Origin of the sequence: Saccharopolyspora indica (genome assembly GCF_027853965.1) — a bacterium.
GTDB lineage: Bacteria > Actinomycetota > Actinomycetes > Mycobacteriales > Pseudonocardiaceae > Saccharopolyspora > Saccharopolyspora indica.
The window spans coordinates 341634-362038 of record NZ_JAQGLB010000002.1 but is presented as its reverse complement, the minus strand read 5'-3'; the positions used below and the strand labels follow the sequence as shown (position 1 = coordinate 362038).

Below are 20405 nucleotides of genomic sequence, written 5' to 3'. Positions count from 1 at the left end.
CGTTGGGTCGCGATGGCGCCCCGAAGCGATCACGGTCCCGACCGGCAGAACACCTCCCGAGTCCCGACAGCCCGGCCCGCGCTGTGCCGAACGGGCGATCTCAGCGTGCGATCGACCACCCCCGATCCGTGCGGACCGCGAACCCGGACAGCTCCAGTTCCGGGAGCAGCGCCCGCACTTCGCCCAGCGGCAGGCCGCAGTCGCGCGCGAGGTCGTCCGCACTGGCTCCCGCCATGCCGCGCAGCGAGTCGTGCAGGCGCTGGGCGCGCGGGTGCAGCCCATCGGTCCGGCGGCGCGTGCCGACGACCTCGACGGAACCCGGAACGCCGAGGGGACTGACCGCCTCCAGGACCTGCTCGACGCTCGTGACCAGGACGGCTTGCCCGGAACGCACCATCCCGTGGCATCCCACCGAGTTCTTCGCGGTGACCGGGCCGGGCACCGCCAGCACCGGTCGGCCCAGGGCATCGGCGGTGTTCGCGGTGTTGCCCGCACCGCTGCGCGCACCGGCCTCCACCACGACCGTGGCCCGCCCGGCAGCCGCGATCAGCCTGTTCCGCACGAGGAACCGGTGTTTGCGCGGCGCGGTGCCCGGCGGGTACTCGCTGACCACGGAACCCTGTTCGGCCACCGCGCGCAGCAAGCGGCTGTGCCCCGCCGGGTAGTCGATGTCGACCCCGCAGGCCAGGAACGCCACCGTCCGGCCACCGGCGGCCAGCGCGCCCCGGTGCGCCGCGCCGTCGATGCCGTACGCCGCACCGGAAACCACCGTGAACCCGGCGTTGGCGAGTCCGTGGCCGAACTCCGCGGCCACGTGCTCGCCGTAACCGGAGGCAGCTCTCGCACCGACCACCGAGACGGCCTGGTCCAGCACCGCGGCCAGGTCCGCCCGGCCGCGCACCCACAGCGCGATCGGTTCGGCGACCTCCGGGAGCCCGACCTCCCGCGCACCGGAGAGGTTCTCGACAGCGCCGCCCGGCCAATCCGGCTCCTCCGGCACGACGAGCCGGGCTCCGGCCGCCTCGGTCGCTTCGAGCAGCTGCTCGGCGGACACGTGCTGATACCTGGCCTCGATCTCGGCCAGCACATCCGGCGGGGCCTTCCCCCGCCGGATCACCTCCACCGCCCGGCACGCGCCGCGCCGGGCGACGAAACCGGCCAGCGCCGGAGCCGGCGGCTCGGCGATCGCGGCGAGGAAGGCCCTCGCCAACCGCACCGCGTGCCTGCCCTTCTCGCTCATCCTCACCCAGTTCTCCATCACGCCGCCTTCCTGTCCCGGAACTCCAGCGCCGCCGCCACGTGCTCGGCGTCGGGGCGCTCCTTGCCGTCGAGGTCGGCCAGCGTCCACGCCACCCGCAGGCACCGGTCCGCACCGCGGGCGGTGATGGCACCGACCTCCAAACCGCGATCCAGCAGCCCGGTGACCTCGGGCGACAGCGCGAAGTCACGCCGCAGCACCGGCCCCGGTACCTCCGTGTTGGTCTGCCAGCCGTGCGCCGACCACCGCTCCCGCGCGGCGGCCCGCGCCTGGGCCACCCGTTCGCGCACGACCGCGGTGCTCTCCGGCTCGGCACCGCTGTGCACGGTCATCGCCGTGATCGGCCGCATCCGCACCCGCAGGTCCACCCGGTCCAGCAGCGGACCGGACAGCTTGCCGAGGTAGCGCCGCCGGACCTGCGGCGGGCACTGGCAGTCGAGATCCCGGGCGGGCGCGCACGGGCACGGGTTGGTGGCCAGCACCAGCTGGAACCGCGCCGGATAGCGGAGGGTTCCGTCCCGCCGGGCCAGCCGGACCTCGCCTTCCTCCAACGCCGTGCGCAGCGCTTCGAGCCGCTTGGGGCCGAGCTCGCAGGCTTCGTCCAGCAGCAGGACGCCGCGGTGCGCCCTGCTGACCGCGCCCGGTCTGGCCAGCCCCGTGCCACCACCGACGAGCGCCGGGATGGACAGCGACGCGTGCGGCGCGACGAACGGCGGGACCCGCGCCAGGGCCGCCGAGTCGGCGAGGTCCCCGGCCACGGACCGGATCGCCGTCACCTCCAGCGCTTCCTGCCCGCTCAGCTCCGGCAGCAGTCCGCACAACCGCTTCGCGAGCATGGTCTTGCCGGTGCCCGGTGGTCCGACCATCAGCAGGTGGTGGCCACCCGCCGCGGCGACCTCGAGCGCCCAGCGCGCCTCGGGCTGGCCGAGCACGTCGGCCAGATCCGGCGCCTCCACCACCGGTGGATCGTCCACCGGCGGCGGATAGCGGGCGAGCTCGCCGAGTTCGCGCAACCAGGCCACCACCTCGCGCAGGTGCGCAGCGCCCAGCACCTCTATGCCCTCCACCAGGTGCGCTTCGGCCAGGCCGTCGACCGGCACGACCGCCCGGCGCATGCCCTCCTTCCGCGCGGCCAGCAGCGCGGGCAGCAGGCCGCGCACCGGGCGGATCCGGCCGTCCAGCGCCAGTTCCCCGAACAGCACCGTGCCCGCCAACCGGTGCGGCGGCACCAGCTCGGCCCCGGCCAGCACCGCGCAGGCCAGCGCCAGGTCGTACGAGGTCCCGGCCTTGGGCAGCGCGGCCGGGGACAGCGCGAGCGTCACGCAGCTCGCCGGCCAGTCCTCCTGGCAGTTCTGGATGGCCGCCCGCACGCGGTTCTTGGACTCCTGCAGCGCGGTGTCGGGCAGGCCGAGCAGCTGCAACGACGGCAGGCCGCCGTTGCGCACGTCCGCTTCGATCTCGACGAGCGCACCGTCCACACCGAACAGCGCGACCGCCCAGGTCCGTCGCAGCGCCACTTCAGAACACCCCCTTGAGGTGCCGGAGGTGCGGTGATCTGCCCGGTGGCCACAGCACCGAGACGAAGTCGAAGCGCACCGGGCAGCCCACCAGCTCCCGTTCGGCCAGCCACGACCGCGCGACGCTGCGGATGCGCATGGCCTTCTCCTGGTTGAGCGCGTAGACCGGTCCGCCGTAGTCGGTCCCGGAGCGCGCCTTGACCTCGCAGCACACCACGGTGTCGCCGTCCGCGGCGACGATGTCGAGCTCTCCTTGCGGGCACCGCCAATTGCGGTCCAGCACCGTCATTCCACGGCCTTCCAGCAATTGGGCGGCCAACCGCTCCCCGGCGAGCCCCAGCGCATTCCTGCCGTCCCCGGTGCAGGCATCGCTGAGGGGTCCCACGATCTTCTTTCGGCGCACGAGTTCCTCCTCGGTCTGGTGTTGCGGAAATTCCCGCACCCGGGCAGCACCGCGCGGCGTCGCGAGCGGGTTTCCCGCAGCGCACCAACGGATCCGGGCACGAGTGGATGACTCCACGTTGCCCGCAAAATCCGCCGATCACCAGTACCCATCGGAAATCTGTGGATAACCGAATCCCCTGTGGACAACTCCGATCACTCGGACGAGTGGGAATGCGAAGAAACACGAAGAAAGATCCGCGAAATCCGGATCCCGAACGCATTCACAGCACAGGAAGACGAAACTGATTCCGCGTATTAAGCGACGAATGACAGCCCGACACGCCGACGAAGCACAATCCGATCGACCCAGCCCCGACGCTTCCCCGGACCAGGACGGCCCGCGCGAAGCGCTGGGACCCGCGCACGACGGGCTTGAAAACGAAGCTCGGGCGGTCGCCGCACGACGACCGCCCGAGCTATCGACACGGGGTCAGGAACCGAACGGGCCGCTCTCCGGCAGCCGGAGATCCGGTTTGTCCAGTTCTTCCACGTTCACGTCCTTGAACGTGATCACGCGCACGTTCTTGACGAATCGCGCCGGGCGGTACATGTCCCACACCCACGCGTCCGACATCGCCACCTCGAAGTAGACCTCCGAGTCGGAGTTGCGCACCTGCACGTCCACCGCGTTGGCCAGGTAGAAGCGCCGTTCGGTCTCCACGACATAGGTGAACTGCCCGACGATGTCGCGGTACTCCTTGTAGAGCTGCAGCTCCATCTCGGTCTCGTACTTCTCGAGATCCTCGGCGCTCATCGCTGTGCGAGCCCTTCTGCGTTGCCGATCGGACTACAACACCTCATTGTCCACCACTTCCCCCTCAGAAGCATCGAACAGCCCGGGTTTGCTGCTCACCGCGCGCGGCGAGCGCATCCCGTGCCGGTGCGCCGCCGCCGCCACGTTCGCATAGGACCAGCGGTGCTCGGGACAGGGCCCGTGCTTCTTCAGCCGCGTCGAGTGCAGCGGTGTGCTGTACCCCTTGTGCACGTCGAACCCGTAGACCGGGAATTCGAGGTGCAGCTGCTCGGCCATCAGCCGGTCGCGGGTCACCTTCGCCAGCACCGATGCCGCCGCCACGCAGGCGGCCACCAGGTCGCCCTTCAGCACGGCCACGCTCGGCGTGGCCAGACCCTGCACCCGGAACCCATCGGTGAGCACGTAGCCGGGGTGCTCGGAGAGCCGGGCGACCGCGCGCCGCATGCCCTCCAGGTTGGCCACGTGGATGCCGAGCGCGTCGACGTCCTCAGCGGGGATCACGACCGTCGACCAGCTCAGCGCCCGCGAGGTGACGATGTCGAACAGCCGCTCGCGTTCCGCCTCGGACAGCGCCTTCGAATCGGTCAGCCCGTCGAAGCGCCGGTCGTCGCCCGGCTTCAGGACGCACGCCGCCACCACCAGGGGTCCGGCGCACGCACCCCGCCCGGCCTCGTCCACCCCGGCCACCGGCCCGAGGCCGCGGCGGTCCAGCGCGCGCTGGAGGGCCCAGTTGCCGCTGCTGCGCCGGATCACCGACCTCGGCGGCCGGAACTCCGCCACCGTCACGTCAACGTCACTCCGAGGCTCGTCGCTTGCTCACCACACCGACGAGCCTACGACCCAGCCACACCGTCGGGAACGCCGCGGCCACCCCGAACCCGACCGGCACCCCGGTCTGCCAGGCCGGGGCGCCCAGCGCGTCCGCCTGCGGGTTGGGGTCGTCGATGCCCTGCCAGCGGGTCGGCGGCAGCACGATGAACTGCGCCTTGCCGATCACGTTGTCCACCGGGACCGCGCCGTTGACGCCGCCGTTGCCCTGCACCCGGGAGTCCGCCGAGTCGTTGCGGTTGTCGCCCATCACCCACAGGTGCCCCGGCGGAACCGTCACCGCGCTGAACTCGTCCTGGCCGACCCCGCGGCCCGGCTCCCAGTACAGGTAGGGCTCGTTGAGCGGCTTGCCGTCGACCAGCACCCGGTTCTGCGCGTCGCAGCACTCCACCGTCTGGCCGCCGACCGCGATCACCCGCTTGACGAAGTCCTTCTCGTCAGGAGCGCCGAAGCCCAGCAGCGAGGCCACGCCCTGGAAGAAGCCGGCCACCGGGTTGGTGGGCTCCTCGGCCTGGAACTCGTTCTGCACCCACGGCTGCGGGCCGCGGAACACCACGACGTCGCCCGGCTCCGGATCCGAGAACCGGTAGGTGATCTTGTCGACGAGCACCCGGTCGTTGTTGCAGCCCGTGCAGCCGTGCAGGGTCTGCTCCATCGACTGCGACGGGATCACGTAGACCCGCGCGATGAACGCCTGGATGAGGACCGTCAGCACCAGCGCGGTGACGATCAGGATCGGCAGCTCGCGCCAGAACGAGCCCTTCTTCTTGTTCTTGGGCTTGCGGCCGCGGGAGCCTTCCTCCGAGTCCTGCGGGGCACCGCTGTGGTGCTCCGCCTCGTGGGGCTCCTCCGCTGATCCGCTGCGCATGACGTCGGCCACCCGGCCAGGCTACTGGAACCGCGGCGGGTGCCGTCGCGCTCCCCCGCTTCGGAGAGCCCGAACGAGCTGCGATTTTCCGCCGCGCCCAGCGCCGGAAGCGGGCTCGGACCGGCATTGATCACCCGAAGGTGCAATGCCGCGAACAAAAGGAACAGCCCGGATGCTGGGCATCCGGGCTGTTCTCAGTCCGTCCGATCAGGAAGCGGCGGTCTCCCGCTTCTCCTTGATCTTCGCCGCCTTGCCGCGCAGGTCGCGCAGGTAGTACAGCTTCGCCCGCCGAACAGCACCGCGCGTGACGACCTCGATCTGCGCGATGTTCGGGGTGTGCACCGGGAACGTCCGCTCCACACCGACACCGAAGGAAACCTTGCGCACGGTGAAGGTCTCCCGGATGCCATCGCCCTGCCGGCGGATGACCACGCCCTGGAAGACCTGAGTACGCTCGCGCGAACCCTCGATGACGCGGACGTGGACCTTCAGCGTGTCACCGGGCCGGAAGGCCGGGATGTCGGAACGCAGCGACTGGGCGTCCAACGCGTCCAGGGTGTTCATCGGTGGTCCGTCCTCATCCGTGTCGAAGGCACCCGTGTTCTCGCATGTCGATGACCCGACCTACTGGTGGGCACCGCCTGACACGGGGTGAACTTGCTTAACGCACGCCGGACATCGTCCGGCTGTGTCAACCGTTCCAGTGTGCCAGATCCGCTTTTCGGTGTCTCAACCGCCCCCGCCGACGGGGTCAGCGAGGCGCTTCTCCGGCATTCCGGGACTCGTCGGAATGTTCCGACGCCCGCAGTTTATCGAGTTGCGCGCGGTCGGCCTTATCCAGGTCCCCCTCCGGCAGCGCGGCCAGCAGATCCGGGCGCCTGCGGTAGGTCCTGGCCAGCGCCTGGTCCCGCCGCCAGCGGTCGATCGCGGCGTGGTTCCCGGAGCGCAGCACGTCCGGCACGGCGTGCCCGCGCCAGACCTCGGGACGGGTGTAGCAGGGCCCCTCCAGCAGTCCGTCGGAGAAGGAGTCCTGCTCGGCCGACAGCGGGTTGCCGAGCACGCCGGGCAGCAGGCGGGCCACCGCCTCGATCATCACCAGCGCGGCGACCTCACCGCCGACCAGCACGTAGTCGCCGATGGAGACCTCCTCCACCGGCATCCGGGTGGCCGCGTCGTCGATCACCCGCTGGTCGATGCCCTCGTACCGGCCGCAGGCGAAGATCAGCCACGGTTCGGCGGACCAGCGGATCGCGGTGCGCTGGTCGAACGGCCTGCCTGCGGGCGTGGGCACCACGAGCCGCGGCATCGGGGCCTCACCGGTACCGCAGACGGCGTCCAGCGCCTCGCCCCAGACCTGGGGCTTCATCACCATGCCGGGGCCGCCGCCGTAGGGGCTGTCGTCCACCGCGCGGTGCACGTCGTGCGTCCAGTCCCGCAGGTCGTGCACGCCGACCGCGATCCGGTCGCGCTCGATGGCCTTGCCCAGCAGCGCTTCCCGCAGCGGGTTCAGGTAGTCGGGGAAGATCGTGATGACGTCGATGCGCAATGTGCCCTCGAAACGGAAACGCCCCCGCCTGATGGCGAGGGCGGATGGCTCGGCTGGAGTTATTCGTCGAGCAGACCCTCGGGCGGGTCCACGACCAGCTTCCCGGCGGCCAGGTCGATCTCGGGCACGATCTCGACCACGAACGGCACCAGGACCTCGCGGTCGTCGGCAGTCCGCAGCGCCAGCAGTTCGCCCGCCGGCGTGTGGATGACCTCGCGGACCTCACCGATCTCGGTCCCGGAGGGCTCGACGGCCCGCAGCCCGACCAGCTGGTGGTCGTGGAACTCGTCCGGGTCCTCGGTGGGTTCGAGGACGTCCGTGGTGACGGTCAGCAGCACGCCGCGCAGGTCCTCGGCGGCCTCGCGGCCGTCGACGCCCTCGGCTCGCAGCAGCAGCCGCCCGGCGTGCGGCCGGGCGGCTGCCACGGTGAGGTTCTGCCCGCGGTCCTCGCCGCGGCGCTGCGTCCCGAGCACGGAGCCGGGCACGAACCGCAGCTCAGGGCTGTCGGTGAGCACCTCGACGACGAGTTCTCCCCGCACACCGTGCGGTCGGACGATGCGCCCCACGGCGAGGATCTCGGGTTCAGCCATGGTGCTCAGCGGTCGGTGTCGACCACGTCGACGCGGATGCCGCGACCGCCGATGCCGGACATCACCGTCCGCAGCGCGGTCGCGGTGCGACCGCTGCGGCCGATGACCTTGCCCAGGTCGTCGGGGTTCACGTGCACCTCGAGGGTGCGACCGCGTCGGGTCGTGAGCAGCTGAACGCGGACATCGTCGGGGTTGTCGACGATGCCGCGCACCAGGTGTTCAAGCGCGTCCGCGAGGACCGTCACGCCTGGCCTTCCTCGGACTTCGGCTCCTCGGCCTTGTCCTCGGCCTTCTTGCCACCCTTCTTCTTCGGGGTGGTGGCCTCGACGGTGGGCTCCTCGCCCGCGGCGGCCAGCGCGGCCTCGAACAGCGACTGCTTGCTCGGCTTCGGCTCGGCGACCTTCAGCGTGCCCTCGGTGCCCGGCAGGCCCTTGAACTTCTGCCAGTCGCCGGTGATCTCCAGGATGTTGCGCACCGGGTCGGTCGGCTGCGCCCCGACACTCAGCCAGTACTGCGCCCGCTCCGAGTCGACGACGATGCCGCTCGGGTTCTCCTTCGGGTGGTACTGCCCGATCGTCTCGATGGCCCGGCCGTTGCGGCGGGTGCGGGCGTCGGCGACGACGATGCGGTAGTGCGGCTCACGGATCTTACCGATCCGGGCGAGCTTGATCTTCACAGCCACGGGTGCTGGTGCTCCTCAGACTCTCGTTCGTGCTCCGGAGAGCACACCGGACCGCGTGGGGCTGCGATTCGGAATGCTCGTAGGTCAAAAACGGCCACAAGCGGTGAGAGGGACCCCTCGCGGCGAACAGCTAACCATTCTGCCAGATCCGCCCGTCGCGGCAGCTCCGGGGTGGCGCATCAGGCCGGCAGCAGGCCCAGGGAGATCAGCAGCAGACCGAGCGCGGGCAGGAAGTTGTTCACCTGGTGGGCGACCACGCTGGCGGTCAGCCGTCCGGTGACCATCCGGGCCACGCCGATCGGGATCGCGATCACCAGCAGCAACGCCGTGCGCTCGGGCTCCAGGTGGCCGATCGCGAAGACGGCCGTGCTGAGCACGAACACGTTGAGCTGGCCCCAGCGCATCCGCTCCATCGCGCCCCAGAGCAGGCCGCGGTAGAGCAGCTCCTCGCACAGCGGCGCGATCAGCCAGATGTGCAGGAAGATCACCACCGCCACCACCGGCGGCAGCTCGACCCCGTCGAGCAGGCCGCTCACCGTCGACTGGGCGTTGTCCTCGCCCACCCAGCGCACCCACAGCATGGTCGCGATCGTCGTGGTGACCAGGCCGACGCCGCCGATGGCCAGGCCGGTCGTGACGTCCGACCAGCGCCACTCCAGGCCGAAGTCCAGCCGCGGGCCGTTGCCGCGCACCACGGTGATCAGCACCGCGAGCGCCCCGGCGAGCACCGTGGGCAGCATCAGCATGATCACCAGCGTGCTGCCGTCCGGGCTGCCGAAGGCCGCCGCCAGCAGCACCGACACCAGCACGAAGACCGCCTGCGTCAGGAAGAACGCGCCGAGCCCCCACCGGTGGGTGCGGGCGGGTGGGGTCGGCCGCTCCGGGGTCTCCCCCGGCTGGTGCGCTTCGTTCACGGGCGTCTCCGCAGTGCCGATCGGCATGGCCGGCCCCAGACCGGCGAGCCGTCAGGTTACCCCCAGCCGATCAACGCGCGGCACCGGTTTTCACCTGGCGACGGCGAACAGCAGGAGAGCGGGCAGGAAATTGTTCGTGGCGTGGGCGATCATGCTGGTCGCGACCCGGCCGGTGATCATCCGCGCCGCGCCGATCGCCAGGCCGCCGACGAACAGCACCGGCGTGCGCCACACCTCCTGGTGGATCAGCGCGAAGATCATCGAGGTCAGGACCAGGATCGCGTAGCGCGGGATGCGGTAGTGCTCCAGCGCGCCCCACAGCGCACCGCGCATCAGCAGCTCCTCGGTCAGCGGCGCGCCGAGGAAGGCGAACAGCGCGAACAGGAAGAGCCAGAACGTCCGCTCGCCCTGCATCAGCCGGGCGAGGTCGGTTTCCGGCGGCGGCCCGGAGATCGCGACGATCACCAGGGTCAGCAGCAGGGAACCGAACAGCGCGGCGAGTCCGCAGAGCACTCCGACCTTGAAGTCGCGCCGCTTGGGCACGATGCCGAAGTCCGCGCGCAGGCCGCGGCCGCACCACCAGGAGAACACCGCGGGCACCAGGCCGAGCAGGATGTTCGGGGCGAAGGCGAGCAGCAGCAGCGGACCGGTGCTGGGCGGCGTCGTCGGGTCGAACCCGCTGCGCCGATCCGGCTGGACCGCGGTCAGGATCAGCCCGACCAGGTAGTAGCCGCCGTAGCCGATGAAGAACGCGGCCAGGCCCCACGCCAGCGAGCCGCGCCGCGCGGCCTCCAGCTGGGCCTCCCAGAACCTCGGGTGCGGGCCGACGGCGTTGCCCGCCGGCCGGTTCCCGGGCGATTCCCGTTCCGGCTGCTCCCCCACGATGAGCTCCCCTCGACGCTTCAACCCTAAGTGTTCAACGGGTTCGACGCCGATCACACATCGTTGCGCTGACCTGGCGATTCGGAGATCGTCAAGCGCCGACGACGTTGCCGCGCAGGACGATGCGACGGGGGTTGCGCAGCTCGGCGAGGTCCTTGCGGGGATCCTCGGCGTAGCAGACCAGGTCCGCCGGGGCGCCGTGCTCCAGGGCCGGCCAGCCCAGCCACTCGCGGGCCTGCCACGACGCCGCGCCGATGGCCTGCTCGGTGGACATCCCGACGCGGTGCAGCGCGATGATCTCGTCGGCCAGCACGCCGTGCGCGATGCCGCCGCCCGCGTCGGTTCCCGCGTAGACCGGGATGCCCGCTTCGATCGCCTTCGCCACGGTGCGGTCGGCCCGCCCGTAGAGCTCGGTCATGTGCGCGGCGTAGGCCGGGTACTTGGTGGCCGCGGCCGCGAAGGACGGGAAGTTCTCGATGTTGATCAGCGTCGGGACCAGCGCGGTGCCGTGCCGGGCCATCAGCTCGATCGTGTCGTCGGTGAGCCCGGTGCCGTGCTCGATGCAGTCGATGCCCGCCGCGATCAGGCCCGGCAGCGCGTCCTCGCCGAAGACGTGCGCGGTGACGCGGGCACCCATCCGGTGCGCGGTCGCGATCGCCTCGGTCAGCACCTCGTCGCTCCACAGCGGCGCCAGGTCGCCCACCGAGCGGTCGATCCAGTCGCCGACCAGCTTGATCCAGCCGTCCCCGTAGGCCGCCTGCTCGGCGACCGCGGCGGGCAGCTGCTCCTCGTGGTCGAGCTGGTCGGCCAGGTACGGGATGTAGCGCTTCGGGCGGGCGAGGTGGCGGCCCGCGCGGATGATCCGCGGCAGGTCCTCGCGCTCCTGCAGCGGCCGGGTGTCGATGGGCGCGCCGCAGTCGCGGACCAGCAGGGTGCCCGCGTCGCGGTCGAGCTCGGCCTGCGCGGCCGCCTCGTCGAGCTCCACCGGGCCGTCCGGGCCGATGCCGATGTGGCAGTGCGCGTCGACCAGGCCGGGCAGCACGAAACCGCCGTCGAAGACGGTCTCGGCGCCCGGCACCTCGTCGAGGCTGATCCGGCCGTCGCGGACCCACAGGTCGCGGTGCGCGCCGTCGGGCAGCAGCACCCCGCGCAGGTGCAGCGCGGTCACTTCTTCTTGCCGTTGCCGAAGTTCAGCTTCGACGGGTCGAAGCCGGCGGGCAGGTCGTTCATGCCGCCCTCCAGCTTGGACAGGTCGGGGCCGCCCGGAGGCAGCCCGGGCATCCCGCCCGGGGGCATGGCGGGGAAGCCGCCGGGCAGGCCGCGCATGCCCTTGGGCTGCGTCGGGCCGCGACCCTTCTTGCCCTTCTTCCCCTTCTTGCCCTTGCGGTTCTTGCTGCCGCCACCGCCCCCGAAGCCGAAGCCGCCCGCCATCTGCTGCATCATCTTGCGGGCTTCGAAGAACCGGTTGACCAGGTCGTTGATGTCGCTGACGGCCACCCCGGAACCGCGCGCGATGCGCTGCCTGCGGGAGGCGTTGATGATCTTCGGGTCGGCCCGCTCGGCGGGCGTCATGCCGCGGATGATCGCCTGGATGCGGTCCAGGTGCTTCTCGTCGAAGTTGGCCAGCTGGTCCTTCATCTGACCGGCGCCCGGCAGCATGCCCAGCAGGTTCTGCAGCGGGCCCATCCGGCGCACCGCCTGCATCTGCTCGAGGAAGTCCTCGAGGGTCAGCTGACCGCTGCCCAGCTTCTCCGCGGCCTTCTCCGCCTGCTCCTGGTCGAAGGCCTGCTCGGCCTGCTCGATGAGGGTGAGCATGTCACCCATGCCCAGGATCCGGTTGGCCATCCGGTCCGGGTGGAAGAGGTCGAAGTCCTCCAGCTTCTCGCCGCTGGAGGCGAACATGATCGGCTGGCCGGTGATCTCGCGGACCGACAGCGCGGCACCACCGCGGGCGTCACCGTCGAGCTTGGTCAGCACCACGCCGGAGAAGCCGACGCCGTCGCGGAAGGCCTCCGCGGTGTTGACCGCGTCCTGACCGATCATCGCGTCGAGCACGAACAGGACCTCGTCCGGGGTGATGGCATCCCGGATGTCGGCGGCCTGCTTCATCATCTCCTCGTCGATGCCCAGCCGGCCGGCGGTGTCGACGAGGACGACGTCGTGCTGGGCCCGGCGGGCCTCTTCGATGCTGGTGCGGGCGACCTCGACCGGGTCGCCGACCCCGTTGCCCGGCTGCGGCGCGTACACCGGCACCCCGGCCCGCTCGCCGACCACCTGCAGCTGGTTCACCGCGTTCGGGCGCTGCAGGTCGCAGGCCACCAGCAGCGGCGTGTGGCCCTGCCCGGACAGCCACTTGGCGAGCTTGCCCGCCAGCGTCGTCTTACCGGCACCCTGCAGACCCGCGAGCATGATCACCGTCGGCGGGGTCTTGGCGAACTCCAGCCGCCGGGTCTCGCCGCCGAGGATGGTGACCAGTTCCTCGTTGACGATCTTGATGACCTGCTGCGCCGGGTTCAGCGCCTGCGAGACCTCGGCGCCCTTGGCGCGCTCCTTGACACCCTTGATGAAGCTGCGCACCACGGGAAGCGCCACGTCTGCTTCGAGCAGGGCGATGCGGATCTCCCGCGCGGTGGCGTCGATGTCCGCGTCGGACAGCCGCCCCTTGCCGCGCAGGTTCGTCAGGACCGAGGTGAGCCGGTCGGAGAGAGTGTCGAACACGGGTTCACGGTCTCCAGAGTCGATGGATTACCTATGCGAGGGTAACTGGCCAAGCCCAGGGCCCGGTGCGGACCAAGCGATTGATTCCAGGCTTGTTCTGCGTGGCGGTGCAGGTGGCGGAACCTCAGAGGTTCCCTGGACTGCGGGTGCCCCTCCTGATGTATGACCAATACACGGCGGAGGGGCCGTCCTCGCCAGGAAACCTCTGAGAACCCGCGGCGGTGCGAGTTGCGAGGGTGGGTTATGCGCCTGCGGCGCATGCGGCAGCTCATGCCGTTGTTGCGCTGCGCTTCGCGGCTGCGGCCAAAGCGAACGAAATCGCGGAAATGGCGCAACCCCGGGTGGCACGGGCCACCCGGGGTTCGCCGGACTTCGGTCAGCTGCGCTGGTAGTCCTCGCGTCGCGGACCGCGCGACTGCGGGGAGCGCTGGCCCTTGCGGTGCGGGCGGCGGTCGCCGCGGTCCCGCGGCCCACCGTCCCGGGCGGGGCGGCGGGGACGACGGCTGATGAACTCGCCGTCCGCGCGGCTGATGCGCAGGCCGCGCCCGGCCACCTGGGTGTTGCGGAGCTTGCTGAGCAGCTCCTCCGGCAGGTCGGCGGGCAGCTCGATCAGCGTGTGCTCGTTGCGGATGTCGATGTGCCCGATGTACTTGCTGGGCACCCCGCCCTCGTTGGCCAGCGCCCCGACCAGCGCGCGGGGGGTGACCCGGTTGCGGCGGCCGACCTCGACCCGGTAGGTCTCGGTGTCGGAGCTGTTCGGGTGGAAGGTCGGGCCTTCGCGGCGCGGCGGCTCCGGCTCGGCCTCCAGCAGCAGCGGGCGGTCGCCCTGGGCCATGGCGGCCAGCGCGGCGGCGATCTCCGCGGCGGGCACGTCGTGGGTCTGCTCGTACTCGCGCACCAGCTCCTGGAACACCTCCAGGCCGCCCTTGGCCAGGGTGTCGGTGATGCTCTGCGCGAACTTGGCCAGCCTGCGGTCGTTGACCGCGTCGATCGTCGGCAGGTCCATCTGCTGGATCTGCTGGCGGGTGGCCCGCTCGATGGCGCGCAGCAGGTGCCGCTCGCGGGGCGAGACGAACAGGATCGCCTCACCGCTGCGCCCGGCGCGGCCGGTGCGGCCGACGCGGTGCACGTAGGACTCGGTGTCGTGCGGGATGTCGTAGTTGAGCACGTGCGAGATGCGCTCGACGTCCAGGCCGCGGGCGGCGACGTCGGTGGCCACCAGGATGTCGATCTTGCCGTCCCGGAGGTGGCCGATGGTGCGCTCGCGCTGCGCCTGCGCGATGTCGCCGTTGATCGCCGCCGCGTTGAAGCCGCGGGCCTGCAGCTTCTCCGCGAGCTCCTCGGTGAGCTGCTTGGTGCGGACGAACACGATCATCGCGTCGAAGGACTCGACCTCGAGGATCCGGGTCATCGCGTCCAGCTTGTTCGAGCCGCGCACCGGCACGTAGCGCTGGGCGATGTTGGTGCCCGTGCTGGTCTTGGTCTTGACCGAGATCTCGGCGGGGTCGTTGAGGTAGCTCTGGCTGATCTTGCGGATCGCGCCGGGCATGGTCGCGGAGAACAGCGCGACCTGCCTGCTCTCCGGCACGGCCTGCAGGATCCGCTCCACGTCCTCGATGAAGCCCATCCGCAGCATCTCGTCGGCCTCGTCGAGCACCAGGTTCTTCAGCCCGGTGAGGTCCAGCGAGCCCTTCTCCAGGTGGTCGATCAGCCGGCCGGGGGTGCCGACCACGACGTGCGCGCCGCGGCGCAGGCCGGCCAGCTGCGGGCCGTAGCCGGTGCCGCCGTAGATCGGCAGGACGTGGAAGCCGGGCAGGTGCGCGGCGTAGCGCTGGAAGGCCTCGGAGACCTGGATGGCCAGCTCGCGGGTGGGGGCGAGCACCAGGGCCTGCGGGCCGGTGGCCTTGAGGTCCAGCTGGGACAGGATGGGCAGCGCGAACGCGGCGGTCTTGCCGGTGCCGGTCTGCGCCAGACCGAGCACGTCCCGCCCTTCCAGCAGCAGCGGGATCGTCTGCGCCTGGATCGGGGAGGGGGTTTCGTAGCCGATCTCGGTCAGCGTCTGGCGGACGCGCGGGTCGAGGTCGAGCTCGTCAAAGGTCTGCATGCTGAACGCGGGTCTCCTCGGTGGGGTCGACAGGGGGCTGATGGATCGCGGAAACGGCCCGGTACTGCCCGCCTAGGTGGGGGCGAGGGGTCGGCGCGGTGGTTCTGCCCGACCACGGGGCTGTCGCTTGCGCTTGTCGAACCGCGCGTTCCGCTGGACGCACACCCTGTTGCCAGTCACCCGCAGCTCGATGATTCTCAGCCAGGAACGGCGACCTGCTGGTCGCCGCACCAGCAATCCAGCCTAGCGATCGAGTTCCGGGCCCGCCGCGCCGCCCCGGCACAACGGGACGCACATCACGCCCGGACGTCCAGCCGGAGCCCGTGAGCGACCTCGTCGCGGGTCAGCAACCGCACCTGCTGCCAGCCCCGCGGCACCTCGCCCGCCCGCAGCTTCCGGTACATCCGGTCCGCGCGCTGGACGTGCCGCTGGAACGACGTGCTGCGGATCAGCCGACCGCGCTGCTGCTGCCCGGCCAGCGCGTCGCGCGGATCGGCGTGCAGCCACACGAGCACCCGCTGCCGCCCGCTCAGCCGGCCGAAGACCACCAGCATGGCGCGGGTGGTGGCCCGGGTGGCGGGCTCGTGCGCGACGACCGGCCCGGCGGCGGTCAGGCAGTACCAGGCGATGCGGCTCCGGTGCACCAGGTGCACCACCGGCCGGTAGTAGCGGTAGGGCAGCCGGGCGGGCAGGACCTCGCGCAGGCGCGCGCGGACCTGCTCGGAGTCCAGCGCCGAGATGCCTGCGTCCGATCGGATCTTGCCCAGCACCGTGCTCTTGCCCGCGCCTGGCAGCCCGGCCAGGACGACGAGGGATCGGCGGCCGACGCGCACGGTCGGCGGGGGGTTTGCGACCACTGGTGGTGAGTCCCGTATGTCCACGACGAGCACTAGATTACGCGTCGGTCGATCTTGCCCGGCAGGTCCGGCCCCGGGCGCCGCGGCGGCGAAACGCGGTCTCGATTAAGGCTTTTTCATCCGGCCTGGTGGCCGCCGCTCCCGGAACGGGAAGGAGGCGGCCCGCCTCCCCTGCGAGCCGCCTCCCGCACCATCCCCCTGGTGCACTTCCCAGTCCGCCCGGACGGCCCTTCCCCTGCCATCCGCGCGGGTCCCCCGTTGCGATCGCCAGGCCCGGAATCACCCGCCCGACCCCCAGTGCGGGCGGGTGCCCCCTCCGGTTCCCCCCTGACTTCCTCGTCGCACTGAGAAGTCTGCCGCCCGGAGCGGCCCGGCGAGACCGTGAAGCCCCCTGAGTGCGGCTGCGTATTGCTACTCACCTCGGCCCGCACCTGGTCGGGAAATCACTCACGAAAGCCGCGAGGGCGCCTCCGGCCACATGGCCGGAGACGCCCTCCGAGCAGGCACGGGTCAGATCGCCTCGGGTCCGGTCTCGCCGGTGCGGACGCGGACCACGGTGTCCACCGCGGTCACCCACACCTTGCCGTCGCCGACGTTGCCGGTGCGGACGGCGTGCACGATGCCGTCCACCACCTCGTCCACGGCGGATTCCTCGACCAGCACCTCGACGCGCAGCTTCTCGATGAAGTCCACCGGGTACTCGGCACCCCGGTAGACCTCGGTGCGGCCCTTCTGCCTGCCGTAGCCCTGCGCCTGGCTGACCGTCATGCCCAGCACCCCGAGCCGGGCCAGCGCCTCCTTCAGATCGTCCAGCTTGGACGGTTGCACGATCGCGGTGACCAGTTTCATGCGCGGCTGTCCTCCAGTTCGCGTGCCGCCTCGCCCGCCGGGGCGCGGCGGGTGGAGCCGCGGTCGCCGAAGTGGTACGCGGCCTCGGCGTGCTCGGTCTCGTCGATGCCCACGACCTCGTCCTCCGCACCGGCCCGGAAGCCGACCACCGCCTTCACCAGCAGCGCCAGGACCAGGCTGAGCACGAACGAGTACACCAGCACCGCGACCGCTCCGACGGCCTGCCGCCACAACTGGTCCAGCCCACCGCCGTAGAACAGGCCGTCCACGCCGGCCGGAGCGGCCGAGGACGCGAACAGGCCGATCAGCAGGGTGCCCAGCAGACCGCCGACCAGGTGCACGCCCACCACGTCCAGCGAATCGTCGTAGCCGAAGCGGAACTTGAGGCTGACCGACAGCGCGCAGGCCGCACCGGTGATGGCGCCGATCGCGATGGCGCCCAGCGGGGTCACCGAGGAGCAGGCCGGGGTGATCGCGACCAGCCCGGCGACGATGCCCGATGCCGCGCCGAGCGTGGTGGCGTGGCCGTCGCGGACGCGCTCCACCAGCAGCCAGCCGAGCATCGCGGCGCTGGTGGCCACCAGCGTGTTGACCAGGACGATCGCGGCGGTGGTGTTGGCGGCCAGCGCGGAACCGGCGTTGAACCCGAACCAGCCGAACCACAGCAGCGCCGCGCCGAGCACCACGAACGGCAGGTTGTGCGGCTTGCCCGGGTCCTTCGGCCAGCCGGTGCGCTTGCCCAGCACCAGGGCCAGCGCCAGCGCCGCGGCACCGGCGTTGATGTGCACCGCGGTGCCGCCGGCGAAGTCGATCGCGGCGATCCGGTTGGCGATCCAGCCGCCGACCGCGGTCACGTTGCCCGCGTCGTCGGTGGTGTCGAAGGCGAAGACCCAGTGCGCGACCGGGAAGTACACCACCACCGCCCACAGCGCGGCGAACAGCAGCCAGGGCCCGAAGCGGGCGCGGTCGGCGATCGCGCCGGAGATCAGCGCCACCGTGATGATCGCGAACATCGCCTGGAAGCCGACGAAGGCCAGGGTCGGGATCGTGCCGGAGAGCTGGTCCTCGCCGAGCAGCGAGCCGAGCCCGAAGAACTCGGCGGGGTTGCCGAGCAGGCCGACGCCGCCCACGTCGGAACCGAACGCCGTGGAGTAGCCGACGAGCACCCACAGCACGCCCACCACACCGATGCTGCCGAGGCTCATCATCAGCATGTTGAGCACGCCGCGGGAGCGCACCATGCCACCGTAGAAGAACGCCAGACCAGGGGTCATGAGCAGCACCAGGGCCGCGCTCACGAGCACCCACGCGGTGTCGCCTGAATTCACATCGCCTCCCGTGCGAACCGAGTTGCGCCGCATCATCGGGAGCTGCTGTTTCGGGCGATCCGTCCTGCTGTTTCAGCGCGGTGAAATCAGCCTCACGGCGCGTTAAGCGCGTGTTGTGAGGGCACTGCCGGCGTAGCCGTCCGCGCCTGAGTAAGCGGCGGCAGCCGCTTTGAGTACGCACGCAGCTTGCACCGCTGCGGGTACGGTGGCCCGCCACTGGGTGGCTCCCTGGGCGAGGACGGCCCCTCCGCCGTGTATCGGACATACATCAGGAGGGGCACCCGCAGTCCAGGGAAGCACTCAGGTTCCGCCACCCGCACCGCCACGCAAAACAACCACTAACTGGCACTTGGGTGTTGCACGGACGGCACTTGGCGGTGGCGGCAGGCGAGCAGGCCGGAGATCAACCAGGCGGTGCAGCAGGCCAGCAGCAGAGCCAGCGGAGCCGTCCAGTTGCCCGCCAGGTCGTGCAGCAGCCCGATCAGCAGCGGGCCGGTCGCGGCGATGAGGTAACCGCCGCCCTGCGCCATCCCGGACAGCGCGGCCGCGGTGTCGCTGTCCGGCGAGCGCAGCCCGATCACCGTCAGCGCCAGGCCGAACGACGCTCCCTGCGCGATGCCGAGCAGGATCACCGACGGCCACACCGCGGCCACCGGGCCGACCAGGATTCCGGTGAACCCGAGCGCGATGCACACGGCCAGCGTCACGGAGATCGGCCGCTGGTCGCGGAACCGGCGGCACAGCACCGGGACCGCGAGGGACCCGACGGCCTGCACGGCCGCCTGGATGCCGAGCGCCAGCCCGGCCAGCTCAGCGCTCATGCCCCGGCCCTGCAGCATGGTCGGCAACCAGCCGAACACCACGTAGGCCATCGCCGACTGCAAGCCCATGAACGCGGTGACCTGCCAGGCCAGCGGGGTGCGCCACAGCACCCCCGGGCTCGAGGGCTGCGGCGGCGCACCGGAACCGCGGCGCAGGACGAACGCGCTGATCACCAGGGCCACCAGCACCGGAACCGCGAGCACCCCGAGCGGCGCCTGCCAGGCCGAGCCCAGCGCGTTGCCGACCGGCACCACGATGCTGGCCGCGAACGCGCCGCCCAGCGTCAGGCACACCGTGTACGCGGCCGTGATCACCGGGATGTTGTCCGGGAAGTCGCGCTTGATCAGGCCGGGCAGCGCCACGTTCGCCACCGCGATCGCGGCTCCGACGACGACGGTGCCCGCCAGCAGCGTCCAGGTCGAGCCGAGCGCTCGCAGCGAGTTGCCGACCACCAGCACCACGAGGCAGCCCACGACCACCTTCTCGTCGCCGAACCGCTGCCGCAGCACCGGCGCGACGAACGCGAACACGCCCAGGCACACCACCGGCAGCGTGGTCAGCACCCCGCCGAAGGTGTTCGACACCCCGAGGTCCTGCTGAATGCGCTCCAGCAGCGGCGCCACCGCGGTGAACGGCGGTCGCAGCGCCAGCGCGACCAGCACGATCAGCACCATGGTGGCGACCGCGGCCTTGCCCGCAGCGCGCTCGGGCGCCTGCTGGACTCCGGTACTCACTGCGCAGTTCCCCTCTCGTCGACGACGCCCCGCAGCGACGTCAGGCACGGTTCGATCACGGCTTGAGCGGCCCGGGCGGCGGCTTCGGGATCGCGGTCGGCGATCGCGTCGAACAGCGCGCGGTGGGTAGCCGGGCCGCCCTCGTTCAGCGCGTTGTCCGCGCGCAGCGCCACCAAGCTCTCGCGGAGGCGTTCGCGCAGGTAGCGGTACATCTCGGTGAGCAGCGGGTTGCGCGCCGCGTCGACCACCGCGGAGTGGAACTCGACGTCGGCGGCACCGAACTCCTCCGGCGACGCGGCCCGGTCGCGCCGGTCCAGCAGCTCGCGCAACCGCTCCACGTCGGCGTCCTCCCGCCGCTGCGCCGCCAGCCGCGCGGCCTGCACGTCGTAGGCCAGCTGCACCTCGAAGACATCGCGCAGCGCGGCCAGCCGCAGCTGCCGCAGCATCGGCGTCGGATCGGCCGCGGACACCACGAACGTCCCGGCGCCCTGCCGGGCTTCCAAGCACCCCAGCTGCACCAACGCCCGAACAGCCTCCCGGACGACGGCCCGGCTCACGCCGAGCTCGGACACCAGCTCCTGCTCGGTGGGTATCCGCTCTCCCGGCGCCCAAGCGCCCTGCGCCAACTGCGCGCTGAGCGCGGCGATGACCTCGTCGACGGAAGACCGCCGTCCGACAACCCGCATCCCGAAACCTCCCGCCAGACGGTA

Annotated in this window: 21 protein-coding genes; all 21 read right to left on the bottom strand. The window is 71.3% G+C overall.

The window, feature by feature from the left end; genetic code table 11:
- Positions 1–100: 100 nt before the first annotated feature.
- A complete protein-coding gene (gene dprA, locus OU416_RS05560; protein WP_270925722.1) occupies positions 101–1258 on the bottom strand; it encodes a DNA-processing protein DprA in 1158 nt (385 codons plus the stop codon).
- The gene (locus OU416_RS05555) at positions 1258–2775 is read right to left on the bottom strand and encodes a YifB family Mg chelatase-like AAA ATPase (protein WP_270925721.1); all 1518 of its coding nucleotides are present in this window, start codon (positions 2773–2775) and stop codon (positions 1258–1260) included. Before OU416_RS05555 ends, dprA begins: the two co-directional genes overlap by 1 nt.
- A 1-nt stretch (position 2776) precedes the next feature.
- On the bottom strand, positions 2777–3178 hold the full coding sequence (locus OU416_RS05550; RefSeq protein WP_270925720.1) for a YraN family protein: 402 nt from the start codon (positions 3176–3178) through the stop codon (positions 2777–2779).
- A gap of 471 nt (positions 3179–3649) precedes the next feature.
- Positions 3650–3973 carry a DUF2469 domain-containing protein gene (locus tag OU416_RS05545; protein WP_009943624.1) on the bottom strand — a complete coding sequence of 108 codons (324 nt, stop codon included), beginning with the start codon at positions 3971–3973 and terminating at the stop codon, positions 3650–3652.
- A 33-nt stretch (positions 3974–4006) separates the two neighbouring features.
- A complete protein-coding gene (locus tag OU416_RS05540; RefSeq protein ID WP_270925719.1) occupies positions 4007–4759 on the bottom strand; it encodes a ribonuclease HII in 753 nt (250 codons plus the stop codon).
- A 7-nt stretch (positions 4760–4766) separates the two neighbouring features.
- On the bottom strand, positions 4767–5669 hold the full coding sequence (lepB, locus tag OU416_RS05535) for a signal peptidase I (protein WP_372907139.1): 903 nt from the start codon (positions 5667–5669) through the stop codon (positions 4767–4769).
- Positions 5670–5876: 207 nt separating this feature from the next.
- Complete coding sequence (gene rplS, locus OU416_RS05530) at positions 5877–6233, bottom strand: 50S ribosomal protein L19 (RefSeq protein WP_093146635.1); 357 nt, start codon at positions 6231–6233, stop codon at positions 5877–5879.
- 187 nt (positions 6234–6420) lie between these two features.
- Positions 6421–7215: a tRNA (guanosine(37)-N1)-methyltransferase TrmD gene (trmD, locus tag OU416_RS05525; protein WP_270925717.1), complete on the bottom strand. Its 795-nt coding sequence runs from the start codon at positions 7213–7215 to the stop codon at positions 6421–6423.
- A 59-nt stretch (positions 7216–7274) separates the two neighbouring features.
- Complete coding sequence (gene rimM, locus OU416_RS05520) at positions 7275–7805, bottom strand: ribosome maturation factor RimM (RefSeq protein WP_270925716.1); 531 nt, start codon at positions 7803–7805, stop codon at positions 7275–7277.
- A 5-nt stretch (positions 7806–7810) separates the two neighbouring features.
- Positions 7811–8050, bottom strand: a complete 240-nt coding sequence (locus tag OU416_RS05515) for an RNA-binding protein (RefSeq protein ID WP_093146638.1) — start codon at positions 8048–8050, stop codon at positions 7811–7813.
- Positions 8047–8487, bottom strand: coding sequence for a 30S ribosomal protein S16 (gene rpsP / locus OU416_RS05510; RefSeq protein WP_270925715.1), 441 nt, complete (start codon positions 8485–8487; stop codon positions 8047–8049). The genes OU416_RS05515 and rpsP overlap by 4 nt, the downstream gene beginning before the upstream one ends.
- Before the next feature lie 179 nt (positions 8488–8666).
- Positions 8667–9401: a CPBP family intramembrane glutamic endopeptidase gene (locus tag OU416_RS05505; RefSeq protein ID WP_270925714.1), complete on the bottom strand. Its 735-nt coding sequence runs from the start codon at positions 9399–9401 to the stop codon at positions 8667–8669.
- 90 nt (positions 9402–9491) lie between these two features.
- Positions 9492–10283, bottom strand: coding sequence for a CPBP family intramembrane glutamic endopeptidase (locus OU416_RS05500; protein WP_333779620.1), 792 nt, complete (start codon positions 10281–10283; stop codon positions 9492–9494).
- 91 nt (positions 10284–10374) lie between these two features.
- Entirely contained in the window at positions 10375–11451 is a 1077-nt protein-coding gene (locus OU416_RS05495) for a metal-dependent hydrolase family protein (RefSeq protein ID WP_270925713.1), read from the bottom strand.
- Positions 11448–13001: a signal recognition particle protein gene (gene ffh, locus OU416_RS05490; protein ID WP_270925712.1), complete on the bottom strand. Its 1554-nt coding sequence runs from the start codon at positions 12999–13001 to the stop codon at positions 11448–11450. The genes OU416_RS05495 and ffh overlap by 4 nt, the downstream gene beginning before the upstream one ends.
- A gap of 376 nt (positions 13002–13377) precedes the next feature.
- Entirely contained in the window at positions 13378–15105 is a 1728-nt protein-coding gene (locus tag OU416_RS05485; protein WP_270925711.1) for a DEAD/DEAH box helicase, read from the bottom strand.
- 296 nt (positions 15106–15401) lie between these two features.
- Positions 15402–15962 (bottom strand): AAA family ATPase, encoded by a 561-nt coding sequence (locus tag OU416_RS05480; protein WP_270925710.1) that lies wholly within the window; start codon positions 15960–15962, stop codon positions 15402–15404.
- Positions 15963–16472: 510 nt separating this feature from the next.
- Positions 16473–16811 (bottom strand): P-II family nitrogen regulator, encoded by a 339-nt coding sequence (locus OU416_RS05475; protein ID WP_093146645.1) that lies wholly within the window; start codon positions 16809–16811, stop codon positions 16473–16475.
- Positions 16808–18139, bottom strand: a complete 1332-nt coding sequence (locus OU416_RS05470; RefSeq protein WP_270925709.1) for an ammonium transporter — start codon at positions 18137–18139, stop codon at positions 16808–16810. Before OU416_RS05470 ends, OU416_RS05475 begins: the two co-directional genes overlap by 4 nt.
- 338 nt (positions 18140–18477) lie before the next feature.
- On the bottom strand, positions 18478–19695 hold the full coding sequence (locus OU416_RS05465; RefSeq protein WP_270925708.1) for a CynX/NimT family MFS transporter: 1218 nt from the start codon (positions 19693–19695) through the stop codon (positions 18478–18480).
- Positions 19692–20381, bottom strand: a complete 690-nt coding sequence (locus OU416_RS05460) for a FadR/GntR family transcriptional regulator (protein WP_270925707.1) — start codon at positions 20379–20381, stop codon at positions 19692–19694. The genes OU416_RS05465 and OU416_RS05460 overlap by 4 nt, the downstream gene beginning before the upstream one ends.
- Positions 20382–20405 lie beyond the last annotated feature (24 nt).

Coding starts and splice junctions, on each gene's coding strand:
- OU416_RS05485 (WP_270925711.1), bottom strand. CDS start 15,105: ATGCAGACCTTTGACGAGCTCGACCTCGACCCGCGCGTCCGCCAGACG.
- OU416_RS05545 (WP_009943624.1), bottom strand. CDS start 3,973: ATGAGCGCCGAGGATCTCGAGAAGTACGAGACCGAGATGGAGCTGCAG.
- OU416_RS05460 (WP_270925707.1), bottom strand. CDS start 20,381: ATGCGGGTTGTCGGACGGCGGTCTTCCGTCGACGAGGTCATCGCCGCG.
- lepB (WP_372907139.1), bottom strand. CDS start 5,669: ATGCGCAGCGGATCAGCGGAGGAGCCCCACGAGGCGGAGCACCACAGC.
- rimM (WP_270925716.1), bottom strand. CDS start 7,805: ATGGCTGAACCCGAGATCCTCGCCGTGGGGCGCATCGTCCGACCGCAC.
- rplS (WP_093146635.1), bottom strand. CDS start 6,233: ATGAACACCCTGGACGCGTTGGACGCCCAGTCGCTGCGTTCCGACATC.
- dprA (WP_270925722.1), bottom strand. CDS start 1,258: ATGGAGAACTGGGTGAGGATGAGCGAGAAGGGCAGGCACGCGGTGCGG.
- OU416_RS05475 (WP_093146645.1), bottom strand. CDS start 16,811: ATGAAACTGGTCACCGCGATCGTGCAACCGTCCAAGCTGGACGATCTG.